The following is a 25,893-nucleotide window of genomic DNA, read 5'->3' on the forward strand; positions in this document are numbered from 1 at the left end:
CGCCGCCATCGCGGGCGCTGGCCGGACCGAAGTGACCGCCCCCTGCGCCGGGAGCCGCGCTGTCAGCGGGACGGCGCCGGTCTTTCCGGCCAGACGCCGGTGCCCGCAAGAAACGGGGACCGGGCCTCTTCCGTATCCTGCCAGCGCAGCGGCACCACGCCCCGGCGCCGGATGATCCGGCAGGGCCGTACCTGCCAGTACCGCTCGGCCCCGGGCAGGGCCTGATCATCCGGGACATGTGTTAACACCGCCGCCTCGCCGCTGATCTGCAGGGTGTCACCCCGGCCCCAGTCAACAAACAGCAGTCCGGCACGCCCGGTTTCCAGAATATTGCCAAACGTGTTGAAAAAGCGGTTCCCGGCGAAATCGGGGACCGTCAGAGTCCCATCAGCATCGACCCGGACAAAACCGGGGTCTCCGCCCCGGTGAGAGACATCGGCCCGCCGTCCGGCCGGGCCCTGATAATAACTGGCGACGAAGAAGGTCTCTGCCGCCCGGATCAGGGTCCGCGCGGCGGCATCCAGCACCGGCAGATGTTCCGGCGGGGCAACCGGCGGCAATGCCGGATCCCGGTTGAACACCGGCACCCGCCGGTGGATGTATTTGGGACAGTTGCCGAAGGATTCGTGCAGGGCAATCCGCAAAGCCCCGCCGTCCGCCCCGGCCACCGTTCCGTTCAGGCGGTTCCGCCGCCGGGTTTCGGACTGAAGGCCCAGCACGCCGACCGCTGCCCCCGGCACCAGCCCCGCGTCAGCCGGGTCGTCACGGTCCTGCGGGGCACGGATGGTCAGGTGATATCGGTCGGGCGTTCCCAGAAAACCGGGTCGCCCCGACCGCAGGGTCGCCCACGGCCCCCCCTGTGCATCGACCGCCCCCAGCAGGACGAACGGCAGCAGCGGATAAAAGTCACGATGCTGATCGGTCAGATGATCGCGGATCACCCGCCGCCCGACCGCGTCCATCTCCGCCACCGCATCAACCGTGCGCTGCATCCGCAGCTCCCCCGGATGCCATGGGGACCGGTTTCCGCTCATGCTGTTCTCCTGCCGTCTGTCCATCTCGGGCCGTTACGCGCTCAGGCCGACCGGGGTTTCCACAAAGGGGACAAACCCCGGCAGGGCCTCCACCCGCTCCAGCCACGCGGTGATCGCCGTGTAGGCGGATCGGTCGACAAAGCCTTCCGGGCACCGGGCGATATAGCTGTACAGACCGACATCGGCGACCGTCGGCTGATCGGTTCCGGCAATCCAGCGGCAGCCGGACAGCACCTGATCAATCACCGCCAGAACGGCATGCGAACGGCTATGCAGCTCGGTCATATCGACCGTGCGGTTAAACAGCACGGCAATACGGGCAGCAGCCGGACCAAAGGCGATTTTACCTGCCGCCACCGCCAGCCAGCGCTGGACCTCGGCTTCCTGCGTCGGGTCCTCCGGCAGCCAGTGCGACGGCCCGACCCGTCGGGCGGCATAGATCATGATGGCGGTCGAGTCGGCAACAATCACCCCGTTGTCATCAAGAACCGGGATTTCCCCAAAGGCATTCAACGCCAGAAACCAGTCTGACTTCTGCTCTTTGATGCTCAGGTCAATCGGCACAATCTCATGCGGGATCCCCGCCAGAGACAGGAACAGGTGCGCCCGGTGGGCATGGCCGGACAAGGGGTGATGATAGAGTTTCATCGCAGACTCTCCTGACGGGGGGGGCTGGCCGGACAGACCGGCTGTTGAGATCCCGCAGACTGTCCCACAGCCTGCTTTCCGCGATAATCTTCAGAGTTTGCAGTTCACTCTTGCGATTTTAGGCAATAATCTACGTCCTTCCCCGCCCGGAGCAGCCATGGACCGCCTCGACCTCCTCCGCGTTTTTTGTGCTGTCGCCGAAGCAGCCAGTTTTGCCGAAGCCGGGCGCCGCCTGTCATTGTCCCCCAGCCGGGTTACCCGGGCGATTGCCACGCTGGAAAACACGCTGGGCGTCAGTCTGCTGCGCCGGACCACCCGGTCGGTCCGGCTGACGGAAGAAGGTGGCCTGTATCTGGACCGCTGCCGGAGCATCCTGTCCGATCTGGATGACGCCGACGCGCAGGTCCGCGGCCATCTGGCCTCGCCACGCGGGCAACTGGTGGTGACCGCCCCGGTGATGTTCGGACGGCTGCATATCCTGCCGGTGGTGGAGGCCCTGCTGACGGCCTACCCCGACCTGACAATCCGGCTGCTGCTGCTGGACCGGGTGGTGCGGATGGTTGATGAAGGCATTGATATTGCCATCCGTATCGCCCCGCTGCCCGACAGTTCGCTACGGGCCGTGCCGCTGGGGGCCGTGCGCCGCCTGCTGGTCGCCAGCCCGGCCTATCTGGCCGCAGCCGGAACACCCCAGACCCCGGCAGACCTGCATCACCACCGGCTGATCGCCAGCGAAGGGGCCAGCGGCCCGGCACGGGACTGGCGGTTTGAGACCGGGGCCAGCACCCTGCTGCACATCACCCCCCGCCTGAGCGTCAACAGTCTGGATGCCGCCATCACGGCAGCCCTCGACGGACTGGGGATTGCCCGCGTGCTGTCTTATCAGGTTGCCACAGAACTGGCCGCCGGGCGGCTGGTGCCGGTGCTGCCCGGCACCAGCCCGCCACCAACCCCGGTCAGCCTGATGTTTCAGGGCGGGGGGCGGGTTTCCCCCGCCGTCCGCGCCTTTGTCGATGCCTGCCGTCACCATTTTTCCGTACACCCGCTGCCAGCGGTATAAGCCGCCGGTCAGGCAAGACAATCCGGAAAACCGTCAGGGACGGGCACTGACCGCCTTTGCCACCTCACGCCCCAGACTGGCCAGCGCAGCGTTACGCTGGTCCATCGACGCCTTGGTCTGGGTCAGATAGGCCGTCACCACCAGCGGTTTACGCTGCGGCGGCCATACCACCGCGACCACCGACCGCGAACCGTGTCCTCCGGCCCCGGTGCGGTCCCCCACAGTCCAGCCCCCGGGAAGCCCGGCCCGCAACAGCGGTCCGCTGACCTGATTATCCTTCAGCCACTGCCGGAACAGATCCCCGGACTCCCCCGGCAGCACCGTGCCAAGCGCCAGTGACTGCAGGGTGCGGGCCATTGCCAGCGGGGTGGTGGTATCGCGCAGATCTCCCGGCGTGGCCTCGTTCATGTCCGGCTCCCAGCGGTCAATCCGGGTGACCGGGTCCCCGATCCGCCGCAGGGCCTCTGTCAGCGCCACCGGACCGCCGACCGCCCGCAGCACCAGATTGGCGGCGGTGTTATCGCTGTATGTCATCGTCGCGGCACACAGATCGGACAGGGTCATCGCCGAGCCGACCCGTTTTTCCGTCACCGGGGAATAGGAGACGATCGCCCCGGCCTCCACCGGCACTGACTGGCTCAGATCCAGCTCCTGCCGCTGGGCCATCTGCAACAGGGTACCGCAGGCCAGCGCCTTGAAGGTGCTGTTCAGCGGAAAACGCTCGTTGCCCCGGTATTCCCAGATCTGACCGCTGGCCGTATCAATCACCGCCACACCGACCCGCGCCCCCAGCGTGCGCTCAATCTCAGCCGCCTTGGTCCCGAGCGGGGCAAAGTTGAGCCCCGCCGCCTGACCGCGCCCGGTCACACCCGCCATCATCATTCCGGCCATGGCCACGGCCAACGCCAGCAGTCCGCCGCGCTTCATCCGCATCATCGTTTATCCTTGAAGAATGGAAACCATCAGAAGACGGATCAGCCGGACCGTTGGCCACCCGGCTTCCGGTCTGTCCGTGGCCCCACCATGCCGGGCCGGAGCCCCCTCGACAAACGCTCAATTCTGCGATTAGACATGAATCAATATTGGGCATAAGCGGTAAAAGGGCCTGTCATGGATATCTCTCAGCTGCCTCTGACCGCCCTGCGGGCGTTTGAAGCCTCTGCCCGGCTGAACAGCTTCACCCGCGCCGGAATGGAACTGTGCGTCTCGCAGACAGCCATCAGCCATCAGGTGCGGCTGCTGGAAGATCTGTTGGGGGTCACCCTGTTCACCCGTCTGCCGCGCGGCGTGGTCCTGACCGATGAAGGGCAGGCGCTGCTGCCGGTTCTCAGTCAGGCCTTCCGGCAGATCAGCACTGTTCTGTCCCGGTTTCAGGATGGGACCTACCGCGATGTCCTGACCATCGGGGTGGTCGGAACGTTCCTCACCGGCTGGCTGCTGCCCCGGCTGGCCGGGTTCACCGCCAGTCATCCCGGTATTGATCTGCGGGTGAAGACCAACAACAACCGGGCCGACAGCGTGACCGACGGGCTGGACTATTTCATCCGCTTTGGCGATGGCGCCTGGCACGGCACCACAGCCGTTCCCCTCCTCGAGGCTCCGCTGTCGCCGGTCTGCCCGCCCCGGTCCGCCGCACGTCTGTCAGGCCCGGCCGATCTGCTGGCAGAACCGCTGCTGCGATCCTACCGGACCGATGAATGGGGCCTGTGGTTTCAGGCTGCCGGTCTGACGGCACCGCCCCCGCGCGGCTGGATGTTTGATTCGTCTGTCGCCATGGTGGCGGCTGTCGCGCAGGGGGCGGGCGTCGGGCTGGTCCCGGTCCGGATGTTTACCCACGACCTTGTCAGCGGGCGGATCGTGCAGCCCTTTGCCTTGAGTGTCAGTACAGGCCGGTACTGGCTGACATGGCTGAAATCGCGGGCGGAGACCCCGGCCATGCTGGCCTTCCGTCACTGGCTTCTGCGGGCGGTAGACATCGACAGCGCGGACGGGCAGACAGAAGCTCCCCTCCCCACCGGCTAACGCCATACCATCGGCGACGGGCAGAAAAAAGGCCGCCGGTCATGATGACCGGCGGCCCTGCTGTCCTTAGTCCTGTCGCGGATCAGTCCTTGGCAAGGAACTGTTCCAGCCAGCGGATATCGTAATTCCCGGTCTGGAAGTCCGGGTTTTCCACCAGCAGCTTGTGCAGCGGAATGGTGCTGTCCACACCACCGACCACAAACTCACCCAGCGAACGGCGCAGGCGGTTCAGGCATTCCGCGCGGCTCGGGCCGTGAACGATCAGCTTGGCAATCATGCTGTCGTAATGCGGCGGCACCTTGGCCCCGGCAAACAGGCCGGAGTCGACACGCACGCCCAGACCGCCCGGCGGATGGTAATCCACCACCGTGCCGGGGCACGGACGGAAGGTTTCCGGGTCTTCCGCATTGATACGGCATTCGATGGCATGGCCGGAGAAGGTGATATCCTTCTGGCTGTAGCCCAGCTCCTGACCGGCAGCGATGCGCAGCTGCTCCCGCACCAGATCAAGCCCGGTCACCGCTTCGGTCACCGGATGTTCGACCTGCAGGCGGGTGTTCATCTCGATGAAGAAGAACTGACCGTTTTCGTACAGGAACTCGATGGTCCCGGCATTGCGGTAGCCGATCTTCCGCATGGCAGTGGTCGCAACCTCGCCGATTTCCGCCCGCTGTTCGGCGGTCAGAATCGGTGACGGGGCTTCTTCCAGCACCTTCTGGTGACGGCGCTGGAGGGAGCAGTCACGCTCGCCCAGATGCACCACGTTGCCGTGATTGTCGGCCAGAATCTGGATTTCGATGTGCCGCGGGTTGCCGAGGTACTTTTCCATATACACTTCGGGATTGCCGAACGCGTTCTGGGCCTCAGTCCGGGCGGTGGACCAGGCTTCCGCCAGTTCCGCACGCGACCGGGCAACCTTCATCCCACGGCCACCACCACCGGCGGACGCCTTGATCAGCACCGGATATCCGGCCTTCTCAGCGACTTCTTCCGCCTCGTCCAGCGAATTGACGGCACCGGGCGAACCGGGAACCACCGGCAGACCGGATTCGATCGCCGCCTTCTTCGCCGTCACCTTGTCGCCCATCATGCGGATGTGCGCCGGGGTCGGGCCGATGAAGACGATGCCGTGGTCTTCCACCATTTCGGCAAAGTCGGCATTTTCCGACAGGAAGCCGTAGCCGGGATGAATCGCATCCGCCCCGGTGATGGTGGCGGCAGAGATGATCGCCGCCTTGTTCAGATAGCTTTCCCGCGCCGGAGCCGGGCCGATGCACACGGCCTCATCCGCCAGCCGCACATGCATGGCTTCGGCATCGGCGGTGGAATGCACCGCAACGGTCTTAATGCCCATTTCGCGGCAGGCACGGTGAATACGCAGCGCGATTTCGCCTCGGTTGGCGATCAGGACTTTTTCAAACATCGGCGTCTCCGGTGGTCGCTGGCTTACTCAATGACGACCATCGGCTCGCCATATTCCACCGGCTGGGAATCGTCCACCAGAATGGCGGCAATCTTACCGCTGCGCGGCGCCTTGACCGGGTTGAAGGTCTTCATCGCTTCGATCAGCAGCAGGGTCTGGCCTTCCGCAACGGTCGCCCCGACGGTGATGAAGGCAGCGGCACCGGGTTCCGGCGACATATAGACCACGCCGACCATCGGGGCCTTCACGGCACCGGGGTGCTTGGCGGCATCCGCCGGGGCAGCCGGGGCGGCCACGGCCGGAGCAGCGGCAACAGCAGCCGGGGCGGCGGCAACATGGGCCACCGGGGCACCCTTGGCGACGCGGATGCGCAGGGATTCGGTCTCATACTCGATTTCATTGAGACCGGTTTCACCCAGCAGGGTGGCCAGTTGGCGGATCGCGTCGCTGTCGATGGAGGTCTTGGTCATGGTTTTCCGTATCTCTTTCCTAGCCCTTGATCTGGGCCCTTATCCGGTCACTCCGCCATCAGGCGGAGGCGACGCCGGGGTCTCCGAGCAGACGGCTGAGGGCATCAATGGCCAGAATGTAGCCATGGCTGCCAAAGCCGCAGATCATGCCGCGTGCCGCCTTCGCCACATAGGAGTGGTGGCGGAAAGCATCACGCTGATGAATGTTGGACAGGTGTACCTCCACCGTCGGCAGCTCGACCGCCAGCAGGGCATCGAGGATGGCGACGGAGGTGTGGGTATAGGCGGCGGCATTGATGATGATGCCGGCGTAGCGCCCCTTGGCGTCCTGAATCCAGGTGACAAGCTCGCCCTCGGAGTTGGACTGTCGGAAGTCCATCTCCAGCCCGCGCCAGGAGGCATGGGCCCGGCAGGCATGCTCAATATCACTCAGGGTTTCCCGGCCGTAGACCTCGGGCTGGCGCGTGCCGAGCATATTGAGGTTGGGGCCGTTGAGGATGAGGATCGAGGTGTGCACGAACCTGCCGTTACGGTAGTTGACGGGCGAAATGTGGCCTACCCATAGCGCAAACAGGGGGTGGGTGCAACATTGCCTGAGCACCACGCGATAACCTTCTGTGTTTTAACGGCCTTTTCACAACCCCTGCCCGCCGGGCACCTGTCAGCGGACCGACAGACAGACATTAGGGTTGTCGTCGCGTCGGGGTCGCCCCATACTCCCGCCCGTTGAACAATGCTGTCGGATTGATCCATGCAACTGACCGTGAATGGCGAGCCGCGCACCTGTGATGACGGCCAGACGGTGGAAGGTCTGCTGACCTCCATCGGGCTGGATCCGCGCAAGGTGGCGGTGGAGCGCAACCGGGAAATCGTACCCAAGTCCACCTTCGCCACCACCGTGCTGGCGGCAGGGGATGTTATTGAAATCGTTCACTTCATCGGGGGCGGCTGAAAGCCATGACCGAAACGACCGTGCCCGCCGCCGTGGCGGATACCTTCACCGTTGCCGGAAAGACCTTCTCCTCCCGCCTGCTGGTCGGCACCGGGAAGTATAAGGACTTTGAGGAAACCGCCCGGGCCATTGAGGTGTCGGGAGCGGAAATCGTCACTGTCGCGGTACGGCGGGTCAATGTCTCCGACCCCAGCCAGCCGATGCTGGTCGATTACGTCAGCCCGAAAAAGTATACCTACCTGCCCAACACCGCCGGATGCTTCACCGCCGATGACGCGGTCCGCACCCTGCGTCTGGCCCGCGAGGCCGGGGGCTGGGATCTGGTGAAGCTGGAAGTGCTGGGCGACCAGAAAACCCTGTACCCCAACATGCCGGAAACCCTGAAAGCTGCCGAAGCGCTGATCCGCGACGGCTTCAAGGTGATGGTCTACTGCTCGGATGATCCGATTCAGGCCAAAATGCTGGAAGACATGGGCTGCGTCGCCATCATGCCGCTGGGGTCGCTGATCGGGTCAGGCCATGGGGTCCTCAACCCGGTCACCATCCGGCTGATCAAGGAACAGTCCAGCGTGCCGGTTCTGGTCGATGCCGGGCTCGGCGCAGCCTCTGACGCCGCCGTGGCGATGGAACTGGGCTGCGATGGCGTGCTGATGAACACCGCCATCGCCGGAGCCAAAGACCCGATCGCCATGGCCCGTGCCATGAAGCTGGCGGTCGAGGCCGGGCGCCTGTCCTACCTTGCCGGGCGGATGCCGAAAAAGATGTATGCCGATCCGTCCTCGCCGCTGGCCGGGCTGATTTAAAAATCAGCCTGACCTGAAAAACAGCGCCTGGTCAGGCAATTTTTGCCGTATCACCTCCCCCGGCCCCGGCGATTCCTGCCGCCCAGCCGGGGGATTTTTCTTTTAACTCTCTGAAAATAAACATTTTAGAAACTGGCACGCCATTCGCATTACCAGAGCACCTGTCATTTTTTCCGCCCTGAGAGTGACCATGGCAATTTTCGGCGCAATGAACACCTCCGCCCTGGCTATGAATGCGCATAGCCACACCATCGGGTCCATTGGCACCAACATCGCCAACGTCAACACCACCTCTTATAAAGAGGTGGAGACCATGTATCAGACGCTGAAGAACCACGTCTCCCCGCGCTACAGCTTCTTCGCCGTCAACACCGTCGACGTGCGCCGCACCACCCAGCAGGGGTCAATCGTCTCCAGCGGGCGGGCGATGGATGCCGCCATCAACGGGCAGGGCTTTTTCGTCACCAACACTCAGGCCGACGGCAGCGGGGAAACCCGTTACACCCGCGCCGGGACCTTCACCGGCGAGTCGTATACGCTCGGCACCAGCACCAACGGCAGCGGCAGCGCCGATCAGGGCACCCGTCTGGTGACCCTGAACGGCGATTACGTGATGGGGTACAAGGTCGGGGATGACGGCACCCTCGCCACCAGCCTGTCATCGGTTGACTATGCCAACAACGCAGTCGACCCCGGGCGGTCCACCTCGAAGATCGTCATGCACGGCAACCTGCCGTCGGCGAACGGGTCAACCAAGACCTATCAGATGAACCTGCCGGTGGTCCGTACCATGACCGACACCGCAGGGGTGCCGTATACCCAGACCAACAGCGTCAACCTGACCTTCAATCCGGTGGTCGGCACCGCAGGCAGCTGGACCCTGACCCCCAGCGGCGCGAACAACATTGCCTCGGTCACCACCACACCCGCGACGCTGGTGTTCAACGGTCAGGGCAAGCTGGATACCTCAGCCACCGGCACCGGTACCGATACCATCGGGGTGACTGTCAACTACGCCGACGGCACCTCGCAGTCGGTGCAGGTCAATATGGCCGACTTCACCCAGTACAGCGGCGACACCGATGTGTCGATCCGCCGGATGGAAAACGACGGCATCACCTCCGGCACGCTGCAGGGCACCTACTTCACCAAGACCGGCATGATGGTCGGGCGCTTTTCCAACAACATCGAAAAGCCGCTGTATCAGTTGCCGCTGGCCACCTTCGTCAACCCGGAAAAGCTGGAAGCCCTGTCGGGCAACAGCTTCCGGGGCAGTCAGGAAGCCGGAGAGGCAACGCTGATCTCTCTGAAGGCCGGGGATACCCGGGCTGAAGTGATCGGATCCAGTCTGGAAATGTCGAACGTCGATCTTGAAGATCAGTTCAGCAAGATGATCATTACCCAGCGGGCCTACAGCTCTGCCGCCACCGTGTTCCGCACCAGTGACGAAATGAGTCAGGCCGCCCGCGATCTGATGGGTTAAGCGGTTGACGGCAGGGGCGCTTTTTCAGGCGCCCTTCTGCTGCCCCCTTGCCGGTTTCCGCAGACTGCCCCACCTTGGTGGGGCCGTTTCGCTTTGTGGATCCCGGACCTGACAGATGACCGATGGCGCACCGCTGACCCTCTCCGTCCACCCGTCGATCCGGGCTATTCCCGCTGCGGCATGGGATGCCTGCGCCGGAGGGGATAACCCCTTCGTCAGCCACGCCTTTCTGTCAATCCTCGAAGACTCCGGCTCCGCCTGTGCCGAAACCGGATGGCAGCCCTGCCCCCTGACCCTGACCGACGTGGACGGGACGGTGGTGGCCTGTGCCCCGCTATACCTGAAAAGCCATTCCTACGGCGAATATGTCTTCGACTGGTCGTGGGCCGATGCCTTCCAGCGGGCGGGAGGCGCGTATTACCCCAAGTTTCAGTGTGCGGTGCCCTTTACCCCGGCCACCGGGCCGCGCCTGCTGACCGGCGCCGCGACCGGAGAACGGCGGCGGATCCTGCAACAGACGCTGGCTGACGGTATGATCGCACTCGCAGGGGCCAATGAGGCCTCCTCGGTCCATATCACATTCCCGACAGACGGTGAGGTGGCAGCCCTGAGCGGGCATAACCGGCTGCGGCACCGTACCGGCATCCAGTTCCACTGGATCAATGAGGGGTACGACAGTTTCGACGGCTTCCTTGCCGCCCTGAATTCCCGCAAGCGCAAAACCCTGCGGAAAGAGCGGGAGAAGGCCAATGCGCAGGGGGTCCGCTTCCTGACCCTGAGCGGAAAGGACATCACCCCCCGCCACTGGCAGGCCTTCTACGGCTTCTATCTGGCAACCGTGGACCGTAAATGGTCAAACGCCTATCTGACCGAACGCTTTTTCACCCTGCTGGGAGAGCGGATGGCCGACAGCGTGGTGCTGGTGATGGGGGAAGACGAACGCACCGGCGAGCTGGTCTGCGGGGCCCTGAACCTGCGGGGCGCCGACACCCTGTATGGCCGCAACTGGGGGGCCACCGAACAGGCGAAATTCCTGCACTTTGAGACCTGCTATTACCGCGCCATTGAGTATGCCATCGCCCACGGCCTGAAGCGGGTGGAAGCCGGGGCACAGGGCGGCCATAAGCTGCTGCGCGGCTATCGTCCGGTCCTCACCCATTCCCTGCACTGGATCGCTCATCCCGGTCTGGAAAGTGCCGTCAGCCGGGCCCTGCGGCAGGAGCGGGCCGAGATCACCCGGACACTGGCGGAGATGGAGGCTGACAGCCCCTTCCGGCAGGAGCAGACCGCCACCGCAGAGGAGAGCCCCTGATGCCATCCCCCCTTTCCGCCGCCGATCTGGGAGCCCTGCGGAAGGCCGTCCTGACCTTCTGGTTTCAGGGCCAGCCGGAGCAGATCAATCCGGCCTGGTTCACCAAAGACCCCGCTTTTGATCGCCTGATTGCCGGACAGTTCAGCGCTGCGGTTGACGCCGCTGCCGCCGGGGCAGCCGATGCCCTGATGAACGACCCGGACGGGGCCCTTGCCCTGTGTATTCTGCTCGATCAGTTTCCCCGCAATCTATACCGGGGCAGCGCCCGGGCCTTTAGCTGCGATGCCAAAGCGCTGGCCGTGGCCCGGCAGGCGGTTGCCGATGGCTTTGACCGCCCGATGCCGGTGGCACAGCGGATGTTTCTGTACCTGCCCTATGAGCACAGCGAAGACCCGGCAGTGCAGCAGGCCTCGCTGCGGCTGTTCGCCAGCCTCGGCAATGCCGAGCTGCTGCTGTATGCCCGCCGCCATGCCGAGATCATCGCCCGCTTTGGCCGTTACCCGCACCGCAACGCCGCCCTTGGCCGGGTCAGCACACCGGAGGAAGACGCGTTCCTGCAGGAACCCGGATCATCCTTTTAACCCCGTCCCTACAACAGCGGATGGGCCGGGCGAGTCAGCATATCGGCCAGCAGGCTCAGGCCCATCACCAGCAGCAGGAGCCCACCGGCAAGGGCGAAACCCCAGCCCCAGCGGGCCGCCGATCCTGCCCCGGCCGCCGCCAGACGGTCTGCCAGATGCCGCGAGCCGCGCGCCAGTGCCGCCAGCAGGGCCACGGTGATGCCGGTGCCCAGTGCCATCGCATACGCCGCCGCAATCCCCGCCCCCCACAGCTTGAGCCCAAACGCCAGAACCAGAACCAGAATCGCCCCGGTGCAGGGCCGCAGCCCGACCGCCACCGCCGTCACCGCCGCCTGAAGCGGTGATGACGTCAGGTCAGGAGCAGGCAGGTGGCTATGCCCGCAGGCGGCATGATCGGCCACAGGATCATGCTCATGGTCATGATGGTGATCGTGAGAAGGGTGATCATGACCGCAGTCCTGCGGATGGCCCTGATGGTGATGGTGATGGTGATGGTGGTGACCACAGGCCACCACCGGCTGACCCGGACGGTTGCGCCAGCAGCGCCACAGCAGCAGCAGACCAACCCCGGCAATGGCGGCGGCACTGACAGGCTCCATCAGGGCTTCCGCCTCACGCGCAGCCCAGCGCGCCCCGTTTTGCAGCAGCAGAAACGCCCCGCCGACCAGCACCACGGCTGAAGTGCCCTGCACCATCGCCGCCAGCATCGCCATCCACAGCGACCGCCGCAGGGCATCCCCGGATGCGGCGGCATAGGTGGCGATCACCGCCTTGCCATGCCCCGGCCCGACCGCATGAAACACCCCGTAGCCAAAACTGACCGCCAGCAGCACCAGCGTCGGCACCAGACCGCCGCCACCATCGTTCAGGCTGCGGACGGCGGCAGCCAGATCACTGTGCAGCGTCCGTTGCAGATCAGACAGGGCAAACACAAGCGCGGTCAGCCCCGATTCCGACGCCAACGCCTGACGGCTGACCGCCACCGCCGCCAGCAGGCCCGGCACAACAAACCGACAGATGCGCCTCATTGTCCGGCTCCTTCCGTGCCACAGGTCAGGGTCATCACCCGGGCAAACGCAAAACCGATGCCTTCAGTCCCCGGCTTGATGTCTTTCGGTACGTTCTTATCCGGCACCAGTGTCGGCCCCCCCATCAGGGGCCGACTCGGCGGCTCCTGCGGCAGACTGGTTTCAACCCGGCAATCCGGCTGCGGCGGGGACAGGGTCAGGGCACGGCCATCCGCCGGATCAACACCGATGAACAGCGTCGGGTCATAGCCGCGCAACAGCAGCGGCCCGTCCGTCAGCGGCACCGGCCTGACCAGCGGCACGGTGAACCGGAAAACCAGACGGTCCTTTTCCATCGTTGCCCGGCGCTCTGTCACCACCCCGACGGCAACCCGGCGGTCCCGCCCGCTGCCCTGCCGCAGATCAAGGTAATAGTGCCACTCCCTCAGGCGGGTGATGGCCCCGTCGATCAGCTCCTGCAGTTCATCAGGCGACAGCGTATGGTCCTGATTGGTGTCGATGATATCAACCGATGCCTGCGAATAGATCTCATCGAACGTCCATTCCACCGCCACCGCCCGCACCGTCCGGTCCGGTCCGACCTGCATCTGGTAGCGGGCATCAATCCACACATGGGGATGCGCCTGTGCGGGCTGTGCCCCCCAGACCCCCGCAGCCAGCGCCAGCCCCCAAGCCCATTGGCGGACCATCATTCTCCACATTCCTCCTGCTCCGGCCTCAGGCGACGGATGGCACGGTGCCGCCCGGCCTTGGCCCGGTTTCCGCAAACAGCCATATCACACCAGCGGCGGCGGCCATTGCGGGTGGTATCCAGAAACAGCCAGCCACAGTCCTTGCCCGGGCAGCACCGCAACCGGTCCGGCGGGACAGCGGTCAACAGCGGCAGCGCTGCCGTCACCAGCGGACCGAGAATAGCCGCCCCGCCGCCCTGCGGCCAGTGCCAGCCCAGCGCCGGGGCTGCCGGGCTGCCGGACACCCCCCGCAATGCCGCAACCTCCAGACAGCGCCCATGCTCGGCAGCAATCACCCTGACATCCGCCGGGTCCGGCGTCTGCCGCCGGGCCGCGCACAGCAGCGTCCGGTACAGGGCCTCGCGCAGGGCAATCGCCCGCCTTAGATCCTTGCCGCTGACCACCCCGACCGGCAGGTCAGGGGCAATCACCCCGGCGTGTACGGCCCATGCGGCCAGATCAGCCGGTTGCTGCAAATGGTCAAGCCACTGGGCACTCCCCCGGCCACTGCTGGTATTGGTGAAATCCAGTACCGGATGATTCCCGAGCAGATGCAACGTCGCTGCCCGTGAGGGATGCTCGATCGGCCCGCACCCCCCGCATTGATCCGTTTCCATCATCCCCTCCGCCCAAGAGTAACCATTAAAAAGCATTTTAACAGTTACCCGAATCCTCTTACACTGTCACCATTACCGTTACCCGAGGGAGAGCCCACCATGATCACCCGCCTGTGTCAGGCCCTGACAGTGGGCCTTGGCCTTGCCATCCCTGTTCTTACGGCCCCGGCCCCCGCCGTTGCCCGCCCGGTGTCCGCAGATCCGGCATTTTATACCGGAGAAGCCATTATCACCGGCCGCGACATCCCTTCAGAGCGGCTGCGCGGCTATCAGATCGCTCTGCCACAGGTGGTTGCCAAAGTCTCCGGCGACAGCCATCTGGCCGCCAGCCCGGCGGTGCAGGCCGCCCTTGGCCAGGCGGACAGCATGGTCCGGGACGCCAGCTTTATCGACCGCCTGGCGAAAAAGAAGCTGATGGACGAACAGGGCACACGGGAACGCAGCTTTCTGATGACCGTCCGGTTTGATCCGGCAGCCGTCGACCGGCTGATCCGGGCAGCCGGACGGCAGCCATGGCCAGAGCCCCGGCCCACGGTGCGGGTGTCGCTGCGCATCACCGATACGGTCGGCCCCTTCCTGCTGACCACCGACAGCCCGCGCGGCACCGGGCAGAGGGAGGTCATCACCGATGTCGCCCGCCGGATCGGCCTGCCGGTGATCCTGCCGGACGATGGCAGCCTGCCCCCGCCAACCCCGGCGATTCTGACCGGGGAGATGGTGATCCGCCCGGAGGGAGGCTGGACCACAGTCTGGACCCTTGTCGCCGCCAGCCTGCCCCGCCCGGTGACATGGTCAAGCCCGCCCGGCACCTTTGACCGCGCCCTCGCCGACGGTCTGGAAGAGACATCTCGCGCCCTCAGCCCCATGGCCTCAGCCGTCCTCCCCCGCTGACCCCTTCCGCAGCCATCATTAATTTTTCATCGCCTTTTCAGATAGATACCCTGCCCTTTTCTCCCACAGGCGATTTCCCGCTTGCGGTCTGAGCCATCCGGCCTATTATCACAACCAGAGCGGGTTACATTCAGAACAAACCACCAAAAAAGACATCCACCTTCTGTTTACGGACCTTCCATGCAAGGCCCTATCTTTCAAAGCGTTGCCCTGACACTCTGGGGGAACGCGGTGCTGCTGTCCGCAGACCGGGGCGGACTGACCCCCATCGGGTCTGTGCTGCCTGCCGACCACAGTACGCGGCGGGACTGTGCCTCCATCCGGTTCGTGACCCTGCATCCCGACGGCAGACGCTGGCAGGAGCAGGTCTATGCCGACACGCCGGAACAATGGCTGACCCGCCTTCGGTCAGAAGGGGTCACCCGCCTGCGTCTGCATTATCTCAGCCCCCCGCCGGATACCGGCACCGGGGCACCCCACGGCACCCCACAGCCGGGCGCAGCACCAGACAGCCAGCCCCGGGGCGAACGCTGGCTGATCGAAGCCGCCCACCCCGGTGGGTCGGATATCTGGCAGGGCCGCTGGCACCGTGGCCCGGGAGAGGCCACCGCAGCCCTGCCGGAGCATCTGTGGACAGACCGGATCTGGTCGGCAACCTATGGACGGATCGCCCAAGGGTTCCGCCCCCCGCCGGTCGATCTGATCCACCCGGTCCGCCTGCATGACAGCCTGTCTGATACCGTACAGGGCTGTCTGGCACTGGCCCGTCGCCACGATCACCTCCGGGCCGTCACCCTGTTTGATCTGGCCCTGAGAAAACTGACATCCCAGACCCCGGAAGCCGGACTGACATACCCCGACCTTCTGCCGCCATCGGCACCGGAGGCAGACACCCTGCCTGTCCGGCGTCTTCTGGCCTGCGCCCAGATGCTGTGGGATACCGCCCGCGACCCGCTGCCAGCGGAGCCCCCCGCCACCATGACAGGCGAAGAGTGGGCGAACTGGGCCGCCCTGCATCATGCCCTGCGTCAGGGCCTGATTCAGGCCGTTCTGTATGCCGCCAATCGGGAGCCGGTTTTTGACCGGACCGACCGGACCGCCGGACGGTGGCGACGCTGGTGGCCGTTCCGTTAATCCGCCTGTCCTGCCGCAGACTGCGCCGCCAGCGCCGCTTTCAGGGTATACAGCTGCTCCAGCGCCGCCCGGGGGGACAGATCATCGGGATTGATAGCCCGCAGCGTGGCCAGCGCTTCAGCCTCCGGCCCTGACAGCACCGTCGCGGCCGGTTCCGCCGCCACGGGCGTCTCCTTCGCCCGCTTCAGGGCCACGGCGAACAGCGGCAGATCATCGGCCAGACGGGTGACCGCGCTGCCCTGCTCCCCGCTTTCCAGCGTTTTCAGCACCTCTTCCGCCCGGTGAATCACTGCCGCCGGCAACCCGGCCAGACGCGCGACGTGAATACCGTAAGACCGGTCAGCAGCCCCGGCGATTACCTCATGCAGGAAGATGATTGACCCTTTCCACTCCTTAACCTTCATCGAATGGCAGGACACCTGCGGCAGCTTGGCCGCCAGCGCGGTCAGCTCGTGATAATGGGTGGCGAACAGGGCCCGGCAGCGGTTGACCTCATGCAGATTCTCCACCGTTGCCCACGCGATCGACAGGCCGTCGAAAGTGGCGGTGCCCCGCCCGATTTCATCAAGGATCACCAGCGACCGTTCGGTTGCCTGATTGAGGATAGCGGCGGTTTCCACCATCTCGACCATAAAGGTTGACCGGCCCCGGGCCAGATCATCAGCAGCCCCGACCCGGCTGAACAGACGGTCCACCACCCCGATTTCCGCCGAACGGGCGGGAACGAAGCTGCCCATCTGCGCCAGCAGAACAATCAGTGCATTCTGCCGCAGGAAGGTCGATTTACCGGCCATATTGGGGCCGGTCAGCAGCCACAGCCGCTGACTGTCTGACAGGTCGCAGCCATTGGCGACAAACGGCCCGCCTCCGGTGCGCTGCAGGGCCTCCTCGACCACCGGATGCCGCCCGTCGGTGATCACGAACCGGGTATCAGCGGTCAGCACCGGGCGGCTGTACTGCCGCTCCGCCGCCAGTTCGGCCAGACCGGACAGCACATCCAGCACCGCAAGCGCCTGCGCGGCACGGGCGATCTCCGTGGCCTGCGCCAGCGTGTCAGTGACCAGCGCCGCAAACAGCTCAAGCTCAAGCGCCAGCGCCTTATCACCGGCCCCCCGGATCCGGTCTTCCAGCTCGGACAGCTCAACGGTGGTGAACCGCACCGCATTGGCCATGGTCTGACGATGGATGTAGGGGCTCTCGCCGTCCTTACGGGCCGCCATCATCGCATCGGCCCGCTTGGCGGGCACCTCGATGAAATAGCCGAGGATGTTGTTGTGTTTGACCTTAAGGCTGTCGATGCCGGTATCCTGACAGTACCGGGTCTGCAAACCAATGATCAGACGGCGGCTTTCGTCCCGCAGGGCCTTCAGCTCATCCAGCGCGGCATGGAAGCCGGTGGCAATAAAGCCCCCGTCACGGGCCAGCAGCGGCAGCTCCGGGGCCAGAGCCCGGGTTAGCTGATCCACCAGAATCCCGTGATCCCCCAAGGCCTGTGCCTGCCCTGCCAACAAGGCCGGGGGCACCCCCAGCCCGCCACCTGTCGCCCGCAGCACCAGCAGCCGTAGCGATGGCCCTTCCCGCAGGGCATCGCGGATCACCGCCAGATCGCGGGGGCCGCCCCGGCCCAGCGACAGCCGCGACAGGGCCCGCTCAATATCCGGGCAGCGGCGCAGGGCCTCGCGCAGATCGGTCCGCAAGCCATCGTCGGCCACCAGAGCCTCCACCGCATCAAGCCGGGCATCAATCGCAGCGGGCTCGGTCAACGGGGCGGACAGCCATGACGACAGCAGGCGGGCACCGGCCCCGGTGACAGTGCGGTCAATCGCCGCCAGCAGGCTGCCGCGCCGTTCCCCGGACAGGGTCTGCAACAGCTCCAGATTCCGGCGGGTGGCGGCGTCGATCTCCATCGTTGCCCCGTCCGCCAGCCGTTTCAGGGCCTCAAGACGCGGCAGACGGCCCTTCTGGGTCAGCTCAACGTAATCGACCAGTGCCCCGGCGGCGGCGACCTCCGCCCGGCCAAAACTGCCGAATCCATCCAGATCCCGCACCCCATACAGCGCTTCCAGCCGCTTACGGGCGTTGACACTGTCAAACCGGGACGAGGGCAGCGGCGACAGGCAGTCACGCCATTCCGCCCACAGGTCGAACAGTTCCGGCTTCTGGGTCAGGCGGTCGGGTAACAGCACCTCGCCGGGTGACAGCCGGGCCAGCGCCGCCGCCAGCCCCCGGTCCGTACAGGGCTGCACCCAGAAATCGCCGGTCGAAACATCAACCCATGCCAGTCCGTACTCGCCGCCGACATCAGCAACCGCCGCCAGAAAATTGTGGCGGCGGGCATCCAGCAGGGTGTCTTCAGTCAGGGTACCGGGGGTGATGATCCGCACCGCCTCGCGCCGGACCAACGTTTTCCCGCCGCGCTTGCGGGCTTCTGCCGGGTCTTCCATCTGCTCGCACAGGGCGACCTTAAACCCCTTGCGGATCAGCTTGGACAGATAGGCCTCATGACTGTGGACCGGCACGCCACACATCGCGATCGGCTCGCCCAGATGGGTACCCCGCTTGGTCAGGGCGATATCCAGCGCCGCCGCCGCCTTGACCGCATCGTCAAAGAACAGCTCGTAAAAGTCCCCCATCCGGTAAAACAGCAGGCAATCCGGATGCTCGGCCTTGATGCCCAGATACTGCTGCATCATCGGCGTCACCTCGCCGCTGGCGGCAGGGGTCAGACCGGCGGCCTCAACAGCCTCGGGCACTTCGGGAAGATCGGTCAGATCGGCAGGTTCGGTCACGGACGGGCCTCAGGGGAATCATGAAATGACAACGACACGGCCCGGACCATACCAACGGTTGACCGCTGCTGTCACCCCATCGCGCCGCCCGGCTCCGTCCGGGGTCATTCCGCCGCCTCCGTCAGCAGGGCTGCGGCCACATCCCCGACCCAGCGCCGCCCGGCAGAAGATCCCGCCTGCCATTCCGCCGGGGAAAACAGATCGAACATGCCGATGTGCAGCAGGGTCGGCACCGCAGCCGCCAGACGGCTTTCAAGGTCTTCCAGCATGGCCGGGGCCGCAGAGGCAGCAACAGCGGCATCATAGGCAGCAACGGTCCGCAACAGTGTGGCAACGGTACCGGTCTGCACCCGGGTTCCGTCCGCCAGCGTCACCACCGGCAGCACCTGCCCGGTGGCCACCACACTGCGGTTAATATCGGCAAGGGCTTCGGTTCCGGCAGGGGAAAAACCGGGACGCAGGGACTGAGACATCGGGCCGCTCCGTGTTGAGATGGCATCTTGAAGACAGCACCGACCCTATCCGATCTCCCATTGTCGATCTTGCGCTAAAGTGACATACAATATCGCAAAACAGACAGGACGGATCAGCAGTTCAGGCGGCGGGGCACACCATGGAGATCGACATTTACCGTCTTGATAAGGACGCCAGCATAGAACTGTATCCCCATGCCCACATCACCGGGCAGATCTTTGTGATCGAGCAGGGCCTGATCCGGACCATGGCCCTGTCCCCGTCCGCCCCGCCGGAGGGCACTGCGGAGTACCTGCACCCATCAGGAAACTGGAGCCTGATGCCGGGGCAGATCGGCTGGATGCCGCCCCACGTGGTTCATGCTGCGGTCGCCCACGGCCCGGTGCGGGGTTTCGGCCTGCATCTGCCGCCTGACCTCAGCGCAAGACTGCCGGAAACCGCCCGCATCGTGGCCCAGACCACCTTGACCGCCGCCCTGCTCGAGCGCATTTCCGGCTGGCCGTCCGGCCCGGTGAGCAACCCCGCCCGGCAACGGCTGTTGCAGGTTCTGGTCGATGAGCTCCCTCAGGCACCGATGCTGCCGAATGGCCTGCCCCTGCCGTTGGAACCCCGGCTGATGCGCTTTGCTCAGGCCCTGCTGGATGCCCCGGACGACAAAGCCCCGCTGGCAGACTGGGCCGCCCGGCTGGCTATGACGGAACGGACGCTGGCCCGCCGCTTTACCGCCGAAACCGGCCTGACCTGTGGCCAGTGGCGGCAGCAGGCCCGCCTGTTTAAGGCGCTGGAGCTGCTGGCCGAAGGGCAGCCGGTGCTGTCCGTCGCCCTCAGCGTCGGATACGACAGTCTCAGTGCTTTCGGGGCGGCCTTCCGCCGGCAGTTCGGGCAATCCCCCGGACGGTTCAGACTGGCAGGGGCATCCGGTCCGACCGGATAACCGGCAGTTTTTGGTCTGACCTAAAGCGCCGGGGCTCCCTTCCCGGCCTGACCAAAGACCGAATCATTCAAAATCATCGGGGTTTCGCGCAATTTTCAAACAAAGCCTCTAGGCAGACGGGCAAGGCTGCGGCAGTATCATTTCCCCTCTCTGCCTTTTGTCCCTTTGGGTCATACCCGCAACCGGGAGCATCCCCGTGTCTAAATCTCGTTCCTCCTCCGCCAAGGATCCGTTCGCTCCGCGTGAGCTGGTCGGTCTGTTCGAAAGCCCGGCCCCGCTGGAGGCCTGCATTCATGACCTGCTTGATGTCGGCTTCGATCACGACGACCTGTCGCTGCTGTCCAGCCATCAGGCTATTGAAGTCGCCGCCCCGGAAGGGGAGAGCTGGCGCGACCGCCTGCTGCCGCTGCTGACCGAAACCCGGTACGACGTGCCGCTGGTGGCCGGTACCCTGATCGCGCTGGCCACCGGCCCGACCGGGGCGCTGATCGCCGGTCTGGCTGCCGCCGGGGTCGGGGCCGCCGCCCTGAAAGAAATCGTCTCCGAGGTGGTGTCACACCCCGATACCGGCGCTTTCGCCCGGGCGGTTTCCAACGGTGAAATCATCCTGTGGGTGTCTGTCGACTCGCCGGAAGGCGAAACCGCCGCCCGCGGCCTGCTGGCCCAGCACGGGGCCCGCAACATCCACGTTCACCACGGCGAGGAGTGACGCCCCGGCGCCCTCCCTTCCGTATTGCCTTTTTCAGTCCCTGTCTTGCGGATACCAACCTCTATGTCCAGCCACACCCCTTCCGACGAGTCGCCCAAGATTTCCCTGGAACACGAATCGCTGCTGATGCACGCCAGCGGCCGTCCGGGAAAGATCGAAATCGTCCCGACCAAACCCCTGACCACCCAGCGCGACCTGTCGCTGGCTTACAGCCCGGGTGTGGCCGCCCCCTGCATGGAAATCGCCCGTGACCCGTCGCTGGCCTATGACTACACCGCCAAAGGCAATCTGGTGGCAGTCATCTCCAACGGGACTGCGGTGCTTGGTCTGGGGGATCTGGGGGCGCTGGCCGGCAAGCCGGTGATGGAAGGCAAGGCGGTTCTGTTCAAAAAGTTCGCCGACGTCGATTCCATCGACCTTGAGGTCGATACCCGCGAGGTGAGTGAATTCGTCAACTGCGTGCGCTTCCTCGGCCCCAGCTTCGGCGGGATCAATCTGGAAGACATCAAGGCCCCGGAATGCTTCATCATCGAGCAGCAGCTGCGCGAGATCATGGACATTCCGGTGTTCCACGACGATCAGCACGGCACCGCCATCATTGCCGCCGCCGGGCTGATCAACGCCTGCGAGCTGACCGGACGCAACCTTGCCGACGTCAAGGTGGTGGTCAACGGGGCCGGAGCGGCGGGCATCGCCTGCCTTGAGCTGGTCAAGGCAATGGGCGTGCGCCATGAGAACGTCATCCTGTGCGATACCAAGGGCGTGATCTACAAGGGCCGCACCGAGGGGATGAACCAGTGGAAGTCCGCCCACGCGGTGGATACCCCGGCCCGGTCGCTGGAAGAGGCGATGACCGGTGCCGATGCCTTCTTCGGCCTGTCGGTGAAAGGGGCGGTGACGCCCGAGATGGTGGCCGCCATGGCCCCCAACCCGATCATTTTCGCCATGGCCAACCCGGACCCGGAAATCACCCCGGAAGAGGTCCATGCCGTGCGCAAGGACGCCATCGTTGCTACCGGCCGGTCGGATTATCCCAATCAGGTCAACAACGTCCTCGGCTTCCCCTACATCTTCCGCGGCGCGCTGGACGTGCGGGCCCGCACGATCAACGAAGAGATGAAGGTGGCCTGCGCCAAGGCACTGGCCGCACTGGCCCGCGAAGACGTTCCCGATGAGGTGGCAGCCGCCTATTCGGGCCGCCGCCTGCGCTTCGGGCCGGAATACATCATCCCGGTGCCGTTCGATCCGCGCCTGATTGCCACCATCCCCGTCGCGGTCGCCAAGGCGGCGATGGAAACCGGCGTCGCCCGCCGCCCCATCATCGACATGGACGCCTACCGCCACGAGCTGGCGGCACGTCTGGATCCGATGGCCGCATCGATGCAGACCATCTTCGATGATGTCGCCGCCAACCCGCAGCGGGTGGTGTTTGCCGAAGGCGAAGAGGAAAAGGCCATCCGCGCCGCCATCGCCTTCCGCAACTCCGGCTACGGCCAGCCGATTCTGGTGGGCCGCGAAGAGCGTATCTCCAGCACCGCACGGTCACTGGGCCTCGGCTCCCTCGACGGGGTTGAGATCCACAATGCCGCCAAGTCCCTGCACACCAAAGACTATACCGATGCCCTGTATGCCCGTCTGGGCCGGAAGGGCCATCTGTACCGTGACTGTCAGCGGCTGGTGAATCAGGACCGCAACGTCTTTGCCGCCAGCATGGTCAGCCACGGTCAGGCCGATGCCATGGTCTCCGGCCTGACCCGGACCCATGCGGTGGTGGTCAGCGACATCCAGAAAGTGGTCGATGCCCGCCCCGGTGAACGGGTGTTCGGCATGACCATGCTGCTGGCCCGGGGCCGGACCGTGTTCATCGCCGACACCACCATCCACGAACTGCCGACCGCCGAGCAGCTGGCTGACATTGCGGTCGGGGCCGCTGCCAAGGTCCGTCAGATGGGGCATGAGCCGCGCGTCGCCTTCCTGTCCTATTCGACCTTCGGCAGCCCGATGGCGATGGAAACCACCACCCCCCGGGAAGCGGTAAAGATTCTGGATGGCCGGAACGTCGACTTTGAATACGACGGTGAAATGGGGGCCAACGTTGCCCTTGATGCTGAATTCCTGAAAGTTTATCCGTTCTGTCGCTTGTCCGGCCCGGCCAATATCCTCATCATGCCGGGTCAGCATTCAGCCAACATCAGCTATAAACTGATGGATAAGCTGGGTGGTGCGACCGTCATCGGCCCGATGCTGATCGGTCTGGAGGCCCCGGTGCAGATCGTGCATCTGGACGCCAACGTCAGCAATCTGGTGACCATGGCGGTTCTCGCCGCCCACGACGCCATCAAGACCCGCTGATCCACCGGCACCCCCGGGGGAGACAGCGGGCAACGGGAGGTTCCATGCGCCCTGTTTCCTGCGGCTCCCCCGGGGTCCGGCCTGCTCCAGTCCCCTCCTCTCCGGCGGGGGTCAGTCATGGCTGATCTGCGCCGCCATGTTCCTCTGCCCCGGGTGATGCGGCTGGGCGTCGTTGTCTCCGCCCCGTATGCCGCCGTTCTGATCGGTCTGGTGCTGGGTGGCTGGCTGGGGGTTGCCCCCGCGCTCTGTGCTTTTCTCATCACCTATCTGGCCCTGCTGCTGCTGCTACGCCCCCTGATGGGAGACCTGATGGGGGTTGCCTTCTATCTGCGCAGCGAAGCCGACGATGACCTTCAGGCCCGCCCGCCGGAGATCCGCTTTTCTGAAACCGGACGTGATGTGGTGGTCGCGGCCTATACCCTGCGGGCCAGGCTGCGCCGCCGTCTGGCGCAGGCGGAAACACAGGCCGACTTCCATGGGGCCGTGGCCCGCAACCTGCCAATCCCGCTGCTGATCGTTTCCCCCGACCGGGTGGTGCTGCGGGCCAATGCCGCCGCCGCCGCCGTGATGGGGCGCGAACCCGAAACCAAGGCTCTGGCGACCATCATCCGTGATCCCGGCGCGCTGGAAGCCGTTGACCGGGTGCTGGAGGGTGGGCAGCGCCAGACCGTACACCTGACCCTTGGCGGCACGGTGGAACGGGCCTTTGATGTCACAGTCGAACCCTTGCCCGACACCGGCGAAGGCCGTCAGGCCATGATTCTGCTGCATGATGTGACGCCGCTGGTCCGGGCGGAGCAGATGCGGGCCGATTTTGTCGCCAACGCCAGCCATGAGCTGCGGACCCCGCTGACCAGCGTGCTGGGCTTCATCGAGACCCTGCGCGGACCGGCCCGGGATGACACCGAAGCGCACGAACGCTTTCTCGGCATCATGTACCAGCAGGCGGTGCGGATGAAGCGCCTGATCGAAGATCTGCTGTCCCTGTCCCGGATCGAACTGCACGAACATACCCAGCCGACCGACAGTGTCGATCTGGCCGACGTGGTGCAGGCGATCACGGAAGGCATGCTGCTGCAGATCCAGAACAAGGCGATGACGCTGATCACCGATATCCCGGAAACCCTGCCCCCGGTGCTGGGGGACCCCGATGAACTGGCACAGGTGGTACAGAACCTGCTGACCAATGCCGTCAAGTATGGTCTGGACGGCACCACGGTCACCATCACCGCCCGGCAAGCGGAGCGGGGCCCCGCCTCCATGCCTCAGTCAACGCGGGCCGACTGCGTGATGCTGACGGTGCGCGATCAGGGTGAAGGGATTGCCAAGGAACACCTGCCCCGACTGACGGAACGCTTTTACCGGGTCGATACCGCCCGCTCCCGCCAGCTGGGCGGTACCGGGCTGGGGCTGGCGATCGTCAAGCACATCGTCAACCGCCACCGCGGCGCGCTGGCCATTGACAGCGCGGTCGGGGAAGGGTCCGCCTTCAGCGTGTTTCTGCCCCGTTTTGACCGGCCAGCCCCATAACCGGCCCACCTGTCGCTCCCGCCTGTCGCTTTTTCATCATTTTTTCCCTTGCCGTCCGTTGCGGTTTAGCGGATCAACGTGTTCCTTCAGCCCGCCCCCCTACCGCCCCCGCTGCTCTGCGGCGGGCGCAGCAGCCAGAGAGATTGCAATGGCCCCGCACGAGGATATGCACATCGTCCGTTCCTTCGATGCTGAACTGGACCGCCTGAGCCAGACCATCGGCCGCATGGGGGGACTGGCGGAGTCGCAGCTGGCCTCGGCCCTGCAGGCCCTGACCCAGCGGGATCTGGAACTGGCCTCGCAGGTGGTGGTCGGTGACGAGGTCGTCGACAGCGTTGAAAACAACATCAACGAGCAGGTGGTCCGCCTGCTGGCCCTGCGCCAGCCGATGGGGGAAGACCTGCGCGTCATCATGTCATCCCTGAAGATTGCCAGCGCGCTGGAACGGGTGGCCGACCATGCTGCCTCGACCGCGCACCGGGTGGAGATTCTGAACAAGTCCGCCGCCGTCCCGGCGGTGAAGACCGTCGGCCGTCTGGGCGCGCTGGTGCTGTCCCTGCTGAAGGAATCGCTGGATGCCTATCTGCACCGCGACAGTGACCGCGCCCTGAAGGTCTGGCAGCGCGATCAGGAAGTGGATGACCTCTACTCCTCGCTATTCCGCGAACTGCTGACCTACATGATGGAAGACCCCCGCCATATCACCCCCTGCACCCACCTGATGTTCATCGCCAAAAATCTGGAACGGGTCGGGGACCACGCCACCAATCTGGCAGAGGTGACCTGGTTTGTGGTTAAGGGCAGCCAGCTAAAATCCGGCCGCCCGAAATCTGATGACACCTATGCCATCGGCACCGGCTCACCGGATACGGACGCCTGAGCAATCCGGTCGTGTTGCCGCAACAGCCCGTCAGTC

Annotated in this window: 23 protein-coding genes and 1 pseudogene; 13 read left to right on the plus strand and 11 right to left on the minus strand. The window is 65.1% G+C overall.

The annotated features are described in order from the left end of the window. Positions 1–62: 62 nt before the first annotated feature. Both G365_RS0112925 and G365_RS0112930 read right to left on the minus strand, forming a co-directional pair. A complete protein-coding gene (locus tag G365_RS0112925; protein WP_019645948.1) occupies positions 63–1,034 on the minus strand; it encodes a pyridoxamine 5'-phosphate oxidase family protein in 972 nt (323 codons plus the stop codon). 33 nt (positions 1,035–1,067) lie between these two features. After that, a complete protein-coding gene (locus G365_RS0112930) occupies positions 1,068–1,682 on the minus strand; it encodes a glutathione S-transferase family protein (protein ID WP_019645949.1) in 615 nt (204 codons plus the stop codon). Positions 1,683–1,839: 157 nt separating this feature from the next. On the opposite strand from G365_RS0112930, the gene G365_RS0112935 reads away from it, so the two are divergent. Continuing rightward, complete coding sequence (locus G365_RS0112935) at positions 1,840–2,742, plus strand: LysR family transcriptional regulator (RefSeq protein ID WP_019645950.1); 903 nt, start codon at positions 1,840–1,842, stop codon at positions 2,740–2,742. Positions 2,743–2,775: 33 nt separating this feature from the next. On the opposite strand, the gene bla is transcribed toward G365_RS0112935, so the two are convergent. Beyond that, positions 2,776–3,669, minus strand: a complete 894-nt coding sequence (gene bla / locus G365_RS0112940) for a class A beta-lactamase (protein ID WP_407635441.1) — start codon at positions 3,667–3,669, stop codon at positions 2,776–2,778. A gap of 183 nt (positions 3,670–3,852) precedes the next feature. On the opposite strand from bla, the gene G365_RS0112945 reads away from it, so the two are divergent. Beyond that, positions 3,853–4,764, plus strand: coding sequence for a LysR family transcriptional regulator (locus G365_RS0112945; protein ID WP_019645952.1), 912 nt, complete (start codon positions 3,853–3,855; stop codon positions 4,762–4,764). Between the two features lie 82 nt (positions 4,765–4,846). Here the strand turns inward: G365_RS0112945 and accC are convergent, their stop codons facing one another. Genes accC through aroQ form a run of 3 tightly spaced genes read right to left on the minus strand, consistent with a single transcriptional unit; the run spans position 4,847 to position 7,174 of the window. Next, a complete protein-coding gene (gene accC / locus G365_RS0112950; protein WP_019645953.1) occupies positions 4,847–6,187 on the minus strand; it encodes an acetyl-CoA carboxylase biotin carboxylase subunit in 1,341 nt (446 codons plus the stop codon). Positions 6,188–6,210: 23 nt separating this feature from the next. Next, positions 6,211–6,657 carry an acetyl-CoA carboxylase biotin carboxyl carrier protein gene (locus G365_RS0112955; protein WP_019645954.1) on the minus strand — a complete coding sequence of 149 codons (447 nt, stop codon included), beginning with the start codon at positions 6,655–6,657 and terminating at the stop codon, positions 6,211–6,213. A gap of 58 nt (positions 6,658–6,715) precedes the next feature. After that, positions 6,716–7,174: a type II 3-dehydroquinate dehydratase gene (aroQ, locus tag G365_RS0112960; protein ID WP_043742369.1), complete on the minus strand. Its 459-nt coding sequence runs from the start codon at positions 7,172–7,174 to the stop codon at positions 6,716–6,718. A 234-nt stretch (positions 7,175–7,408) separates the two neighbouring features. On the opposite strand from aroQ, the pseudogene thiS reads away from it, so the two are divergent. From thiS to G365_RS0112985, 4 genes and pseudogenes are all read left to right on the plus strand, one after another. Continuing rightward, positions 7,409–8,412 (plus strand): annotated as a pseudogene (gene thiS / locus G365_RS0112970) (sulfur carrier protein ThiS). 190 nt (positions 8,413–8,602) lie between these two features. Then, complete coding sequence (locus G365_RS0112975; protein ID WP_019645958.1) at positions 8,603–9,895, plus strand: flagellar hook protein FlgE; 1,293 nt, start codon at positions 8,603–8,605, stop codon at positions 9,893–9,895. Between the two features lie 115 nt (positions 9,896–10,010). Further along, entirely contained in the window at positions 10,011–11,207 is a 1,197-nt protein-coding gene (locus tag G365_RS0112980; protein WP_019645959.1) for a GNAT family N-acetyltransferase, read from the plus strand. After that, positions 11,207–11,788, plus strand: coding sequence for a DUF924 family protein (locus G365_RS0112985; protein ID WP_019645960.1), 582 nt, complete (start codon positions 11,207–11,209; stop codon positions 11,786–11,788). The genes G365_RS0112980 and G365_RS0112985 overlap by 1 nt, the downstream gene beginning before the upstream one ends. A gap of 8 nt (positions 11,789–11,796) precedes the next feature. Here G365_RS0112985 and G365_RS21465 read toward each other — a convergent pair whose 3' ends face one another. Genes G365_RS21465 through G365_RS24380 form a run of 3 tightly spaced genes read right to left on the minus strand, consistent with a single transcriptional unit; the run spans position 11,797 to position 14,167 of the window. Next, complete coding sequence (locus G365_RS21465) at positions 11,797–12,816, minus strand: nickel/cobalt transporter (RefSeq protein WP_019645961.1); 1,020 nt, start codon at positions 12,814–12,816, stop codon at positions 11,797–11,799. Then, complete coding sequence (locus G365_RS23030; RefSeq protein ID WP_019645962.1) at positions 12,813–13,508, minus strand: DUF1007 family protein; 696 nt, start codon at positions 13,506–13,508, stop codon at positions 12,813–12,815. The genes G365_RS21465 and G365_RS23030 overlap by 4 nt, the downstream gene beginning before the upstream one ends. Then, on the minus strand, positions 13,505–14,167 hold the full coding sequence (locus tag G365_RS24380; protein ID WP_169545144.1) for a CGNR zinc finger domain-containing protein: 663 nt from the start codon (positions 14,165–14,167) through the stop codon (positions 13,505–13,507). Before G365_RS24380 ends, G365_RS23030 begins: the two co-directional genes overlap by 4 nt. Positions 14,168–14,263: 96 nt before the next feature. Here G365_RS24380 and G365_RS0113005 point away from each other — a divergent pair, with 96 nt between their 5' ends. Together G365_RS0113005 and G365_RS0113010 are read left to right on the plus strand one after the other, a co-directional pair. Beyond that, positions 14,264–15,055: a DUF2066 domain-containing protein gene (locus G365_RS0113005; protein WP_019645964.1), complete on the plus strand. Its 792-nt coding sequence runs from the start codon at positions 14,264–14,266 to the stop codon at positions 15,053–15,055. Between the two features lie 180 nt (positions 15,056–15,235). Then, complete coding sequence (locus G365_RS0113010) at positions 15,236–16,189, plus strand: hypothetical protein (protein WP_019645965.1); 954 nt, start codon at positions 15,236–15,238, stop codon at positions 16,187–16,189. On the opposite strand, the gene mutS is transcribed toward G365_RS0113010, so the two are convergent. Further along, on the minus strand, positions 16,186–18,978 hold the full coding sequence (gene mutS / locus G365_RS0113015) for a DNA mismatch repair protein MutS (protein WP_019645966.1): 2,793 nt from the start codon (positions 18,976–18,978) through the stop codon (positions 16,186–16,188). The two genes, G365_RS0113010 and mutS, sit on opposite strands and share 4 nt — an antisense overlap. Before the next feature lie 104 nt (positions 18,979–19,082). Further along, entirely contained in the window at positions 19,083–19,451 is a 369-nt protein-coding gene (locus tag G365_RS0113020; protein ID WP_019645967.1) for a DUF7709 family protein, read from the minus strand. Between the two features lie 140 nt (positions 19,452–19,591). Here G365_RS0113020 and G365_RS0113025 point away from each other — a divergent pair, with 140 nt between their 5' ends. The 5 genes from G365_RS0113025 to phoU all read left to right on the plus strand — a co-directional run bounded on the left by G365_RS0113025 (position 19,592) and on the right by phoU (position 25,857). Next, positions 19,592–20,386 carry a helix-turn-helix transcriptional regulator gene (locus G365_RS0113025; protein WP_019645968.1) on the plus strand — a complete coding sequence of 265 codons (795 nt, stop codon included), beginning with the start codon at positions 19,592–19,594 and terminating at the stop codon, positions 20,384–20,386. 196 nt (positions 20,387–20,582) lie between these two features. After that, positions 20,583–21,095, plus strand: coding sequence for a hypothetical protein (locus G365_RS21480; protein ID WP_019645969.1), 513 nt, complete (start codon positions 20,583–20,585; stop codon positions 21,093–21,095). A gap of 63 nt (positions 21,096–21,158) precedes the next feature. After that, positions 21,159–23,447, plus strand: a complete 2,289-nt coding sequence (locus G365_RS0113045) for an NADP-dependent malic enzyme (protein ID WP_019645970.1) — start codon at positions 21,159–21,161, stop codon at positions 23,445–23,447. Between the two features lie 117 nt (positions 23,448–23,564). Further along, on the plus strand, positions 23,565–24,977 hold the full coding sequence (locus G365_RS21485; RefSeq protein WP_019645971.1) for a sensor histidine kinase: 1,413 nt from the start codon (positions 23,565–23,567) through the stop codon (positions 24,975–24,977). A gap of 148 nt (positions 24,978–25,125) precedes the next feature. Next, positions 25,126–25,857 carry a phosphate signaling complex protein PhoU gene (gene phoU, locus G365_RS0113055; RefSeq protein ID WP_019645972.1) on the plus strand — a complete coding sequence of 244 codons (732 nt, stop codon included), beginning with the start codon at positions 25,126–25,128 and terminating at the stop codon, positions 25,855–25,857. Positions 25,858–25,893: the final 36 nt, after the last annotated feature.

The organism is Novispirillum itersonii subsp. itersonii ATCC 12639, assembly GCF_000381985.1.
GTDB classification, from domain to species: Bacteria; Pseudomonadota; Alphaproteobacteria; order Rhodospirillales; family Rhodospirillaceae; genus Novispirillum; species Novispirillum itersonii.

What these genes read in the sequence shown, in the direction of transcription:
- phoU (WP_019645972.1), top strand. Translation starts at nt 25,126, where the DNA reads ATGGCCCCGCACGAGGATATGCACATCGTCCGTTCCTTCGATGCTGAA.
- G365_RS0112930 (WP_019645949.1), bottom strand. Translation starts at nt 1,682, where the DNA reads ATGAAACTCTATCATCACCCCTTGTCCGGCCATGCCCACCGGGCGCAC.
- accC (WP_019645953.1), bottom strand. Translation starts at nt 6,187, where the DNA reads ATGTTTGAAAAAGTCCTGATCGCCAACCGAGGCGAAATCGCGCTGCGT.
- G365_RS0113010 (WP_019645965.1), top strand. Translation starts at nt 15,236, where the DNA reads ATGCAAGGCCCTATCTTTCAAAGCGTTGCCCTGACACTCTGGGGGAAC.
- G365_RS21485 (WP_019645971.1), top strand. Translation starts at nt 23,565, where the DNA reads ATGGCTGATCTGCGCCGCCATGTTCCTCTGCCCCGGGTGATGCGGCTG.
- bla (WP_407635441.1), bottom strand. Translation starts at nt 3,669, where the DNA reads ATGAAGCGCGGCGGACTGCTGGCGTTGGCCGTGGCCATGGCCGGAATG.
- G365_RS0113025 (WP_019645968.1), top strand. Translation starts at nt 19,592, where the DNA reads ATGGAGATCGACATTTACCGTCTTGATAAGGACGCCAGCATAGAACTG.
- G365_RS0112925 (WP_019645948.1), bottom strand. Translation starts at nt 1,034, where the DNA reads ATGAGCGGAAACCGGTCCCCATGGCATCCGGGGGAGCTGCGGATGCAG.
- G365_RS0112935 (WP_019645950.1), top strand. Translation starts at nt 1,840, where the DNA reads ATGGACCGCCTCGACCTCCTCCGCGTTTTTTGTGCTGTCGCCGAAGCA.
- G365_RS0112975 (WP_019645958.1), top strand. Translation starts at nt 8,603, where the DNA reads ATGGCAATTTTCGGCGCAATGAACACCTCCGCCCTGGCTATGAATGCG.
- G365_RS0113045 (WP_019645970.1), top strand. Translation starts at nt 21,159, where the DNA reads ATGTCCAGCCACACCCCTTCCGACGAGTCGCCCAAGATTTCCCTGGAA.
- G365_RS0112955 (WP_019645954.1), bottom strand. Translation starts at nt 6,657, where the DNA reads ATGACCAAGACCTCCATCGACAGCGACGCGATCCGCCAACTGGCCACC.
- G365_RS24380 (WP_169545144.1), bottom strand. Translation starts at nt 14,167, where the DNA reads ATGATGGAAACGGATCAATGCGGGGGGTGCGGGCCGATCGAGCATCCC.
- G365_RS0112980 (WP_019645959.1), top strand. Translation starts at nt 10,011, where the DNA reads ATGACCGATGGCGCACCGCTGACCCTCTCCGTCCACCCGTCGATCCGG.
- G365_RS0112945 (WP_019645952.1), top strand. Translation starts at nt 3,853, where the DNA reads ATGGATATCTCTCAGCTGCCTCTGACCGCCCTGCGGGCGTTTGAAGCC.
- G365_RS23030 (WP_019645962.1), bottom strand. Translation starts at nt 13,508, where the DNA reads ATGATGGTCCGCCAATGGGCTTGGGGGCTGGCGCTGGCTGCGGGGGTC.
- G365_RS0113020 (WP_019645967.1), bottom strand. Translation starts at nt 19,451, where the DNA reads ATGTCTCAGTCCCTGCGTCCCGGTTTTTCCCCTGCCGGAACCGAAGCC.
- G365_RS0113005 (WP_019645964.1), top strand. Translation starts at nt 14,264, where the DNA reads ATGATCACCCGCCTGTGTCAGGCCCTGACAGTGGGCCTTGGCCTTGCC.
- G365_RS0112985 (WP_019645960.1), top strand. Translation starts at nt 11,207, where the DNA reads ATGCCATCCCCCCTTTCCGCCGCCGATCTGGGAGCCCTGCGGAAGGCC.
- G365_RS21465 (WP_019645961.1), bottom strand. Translation starts at nt 12,816, where the DNA reads ATGAGGCGCATCTGTCGGTTTGTTGTGCCGGGCCTGCTGGCGGCGGTG.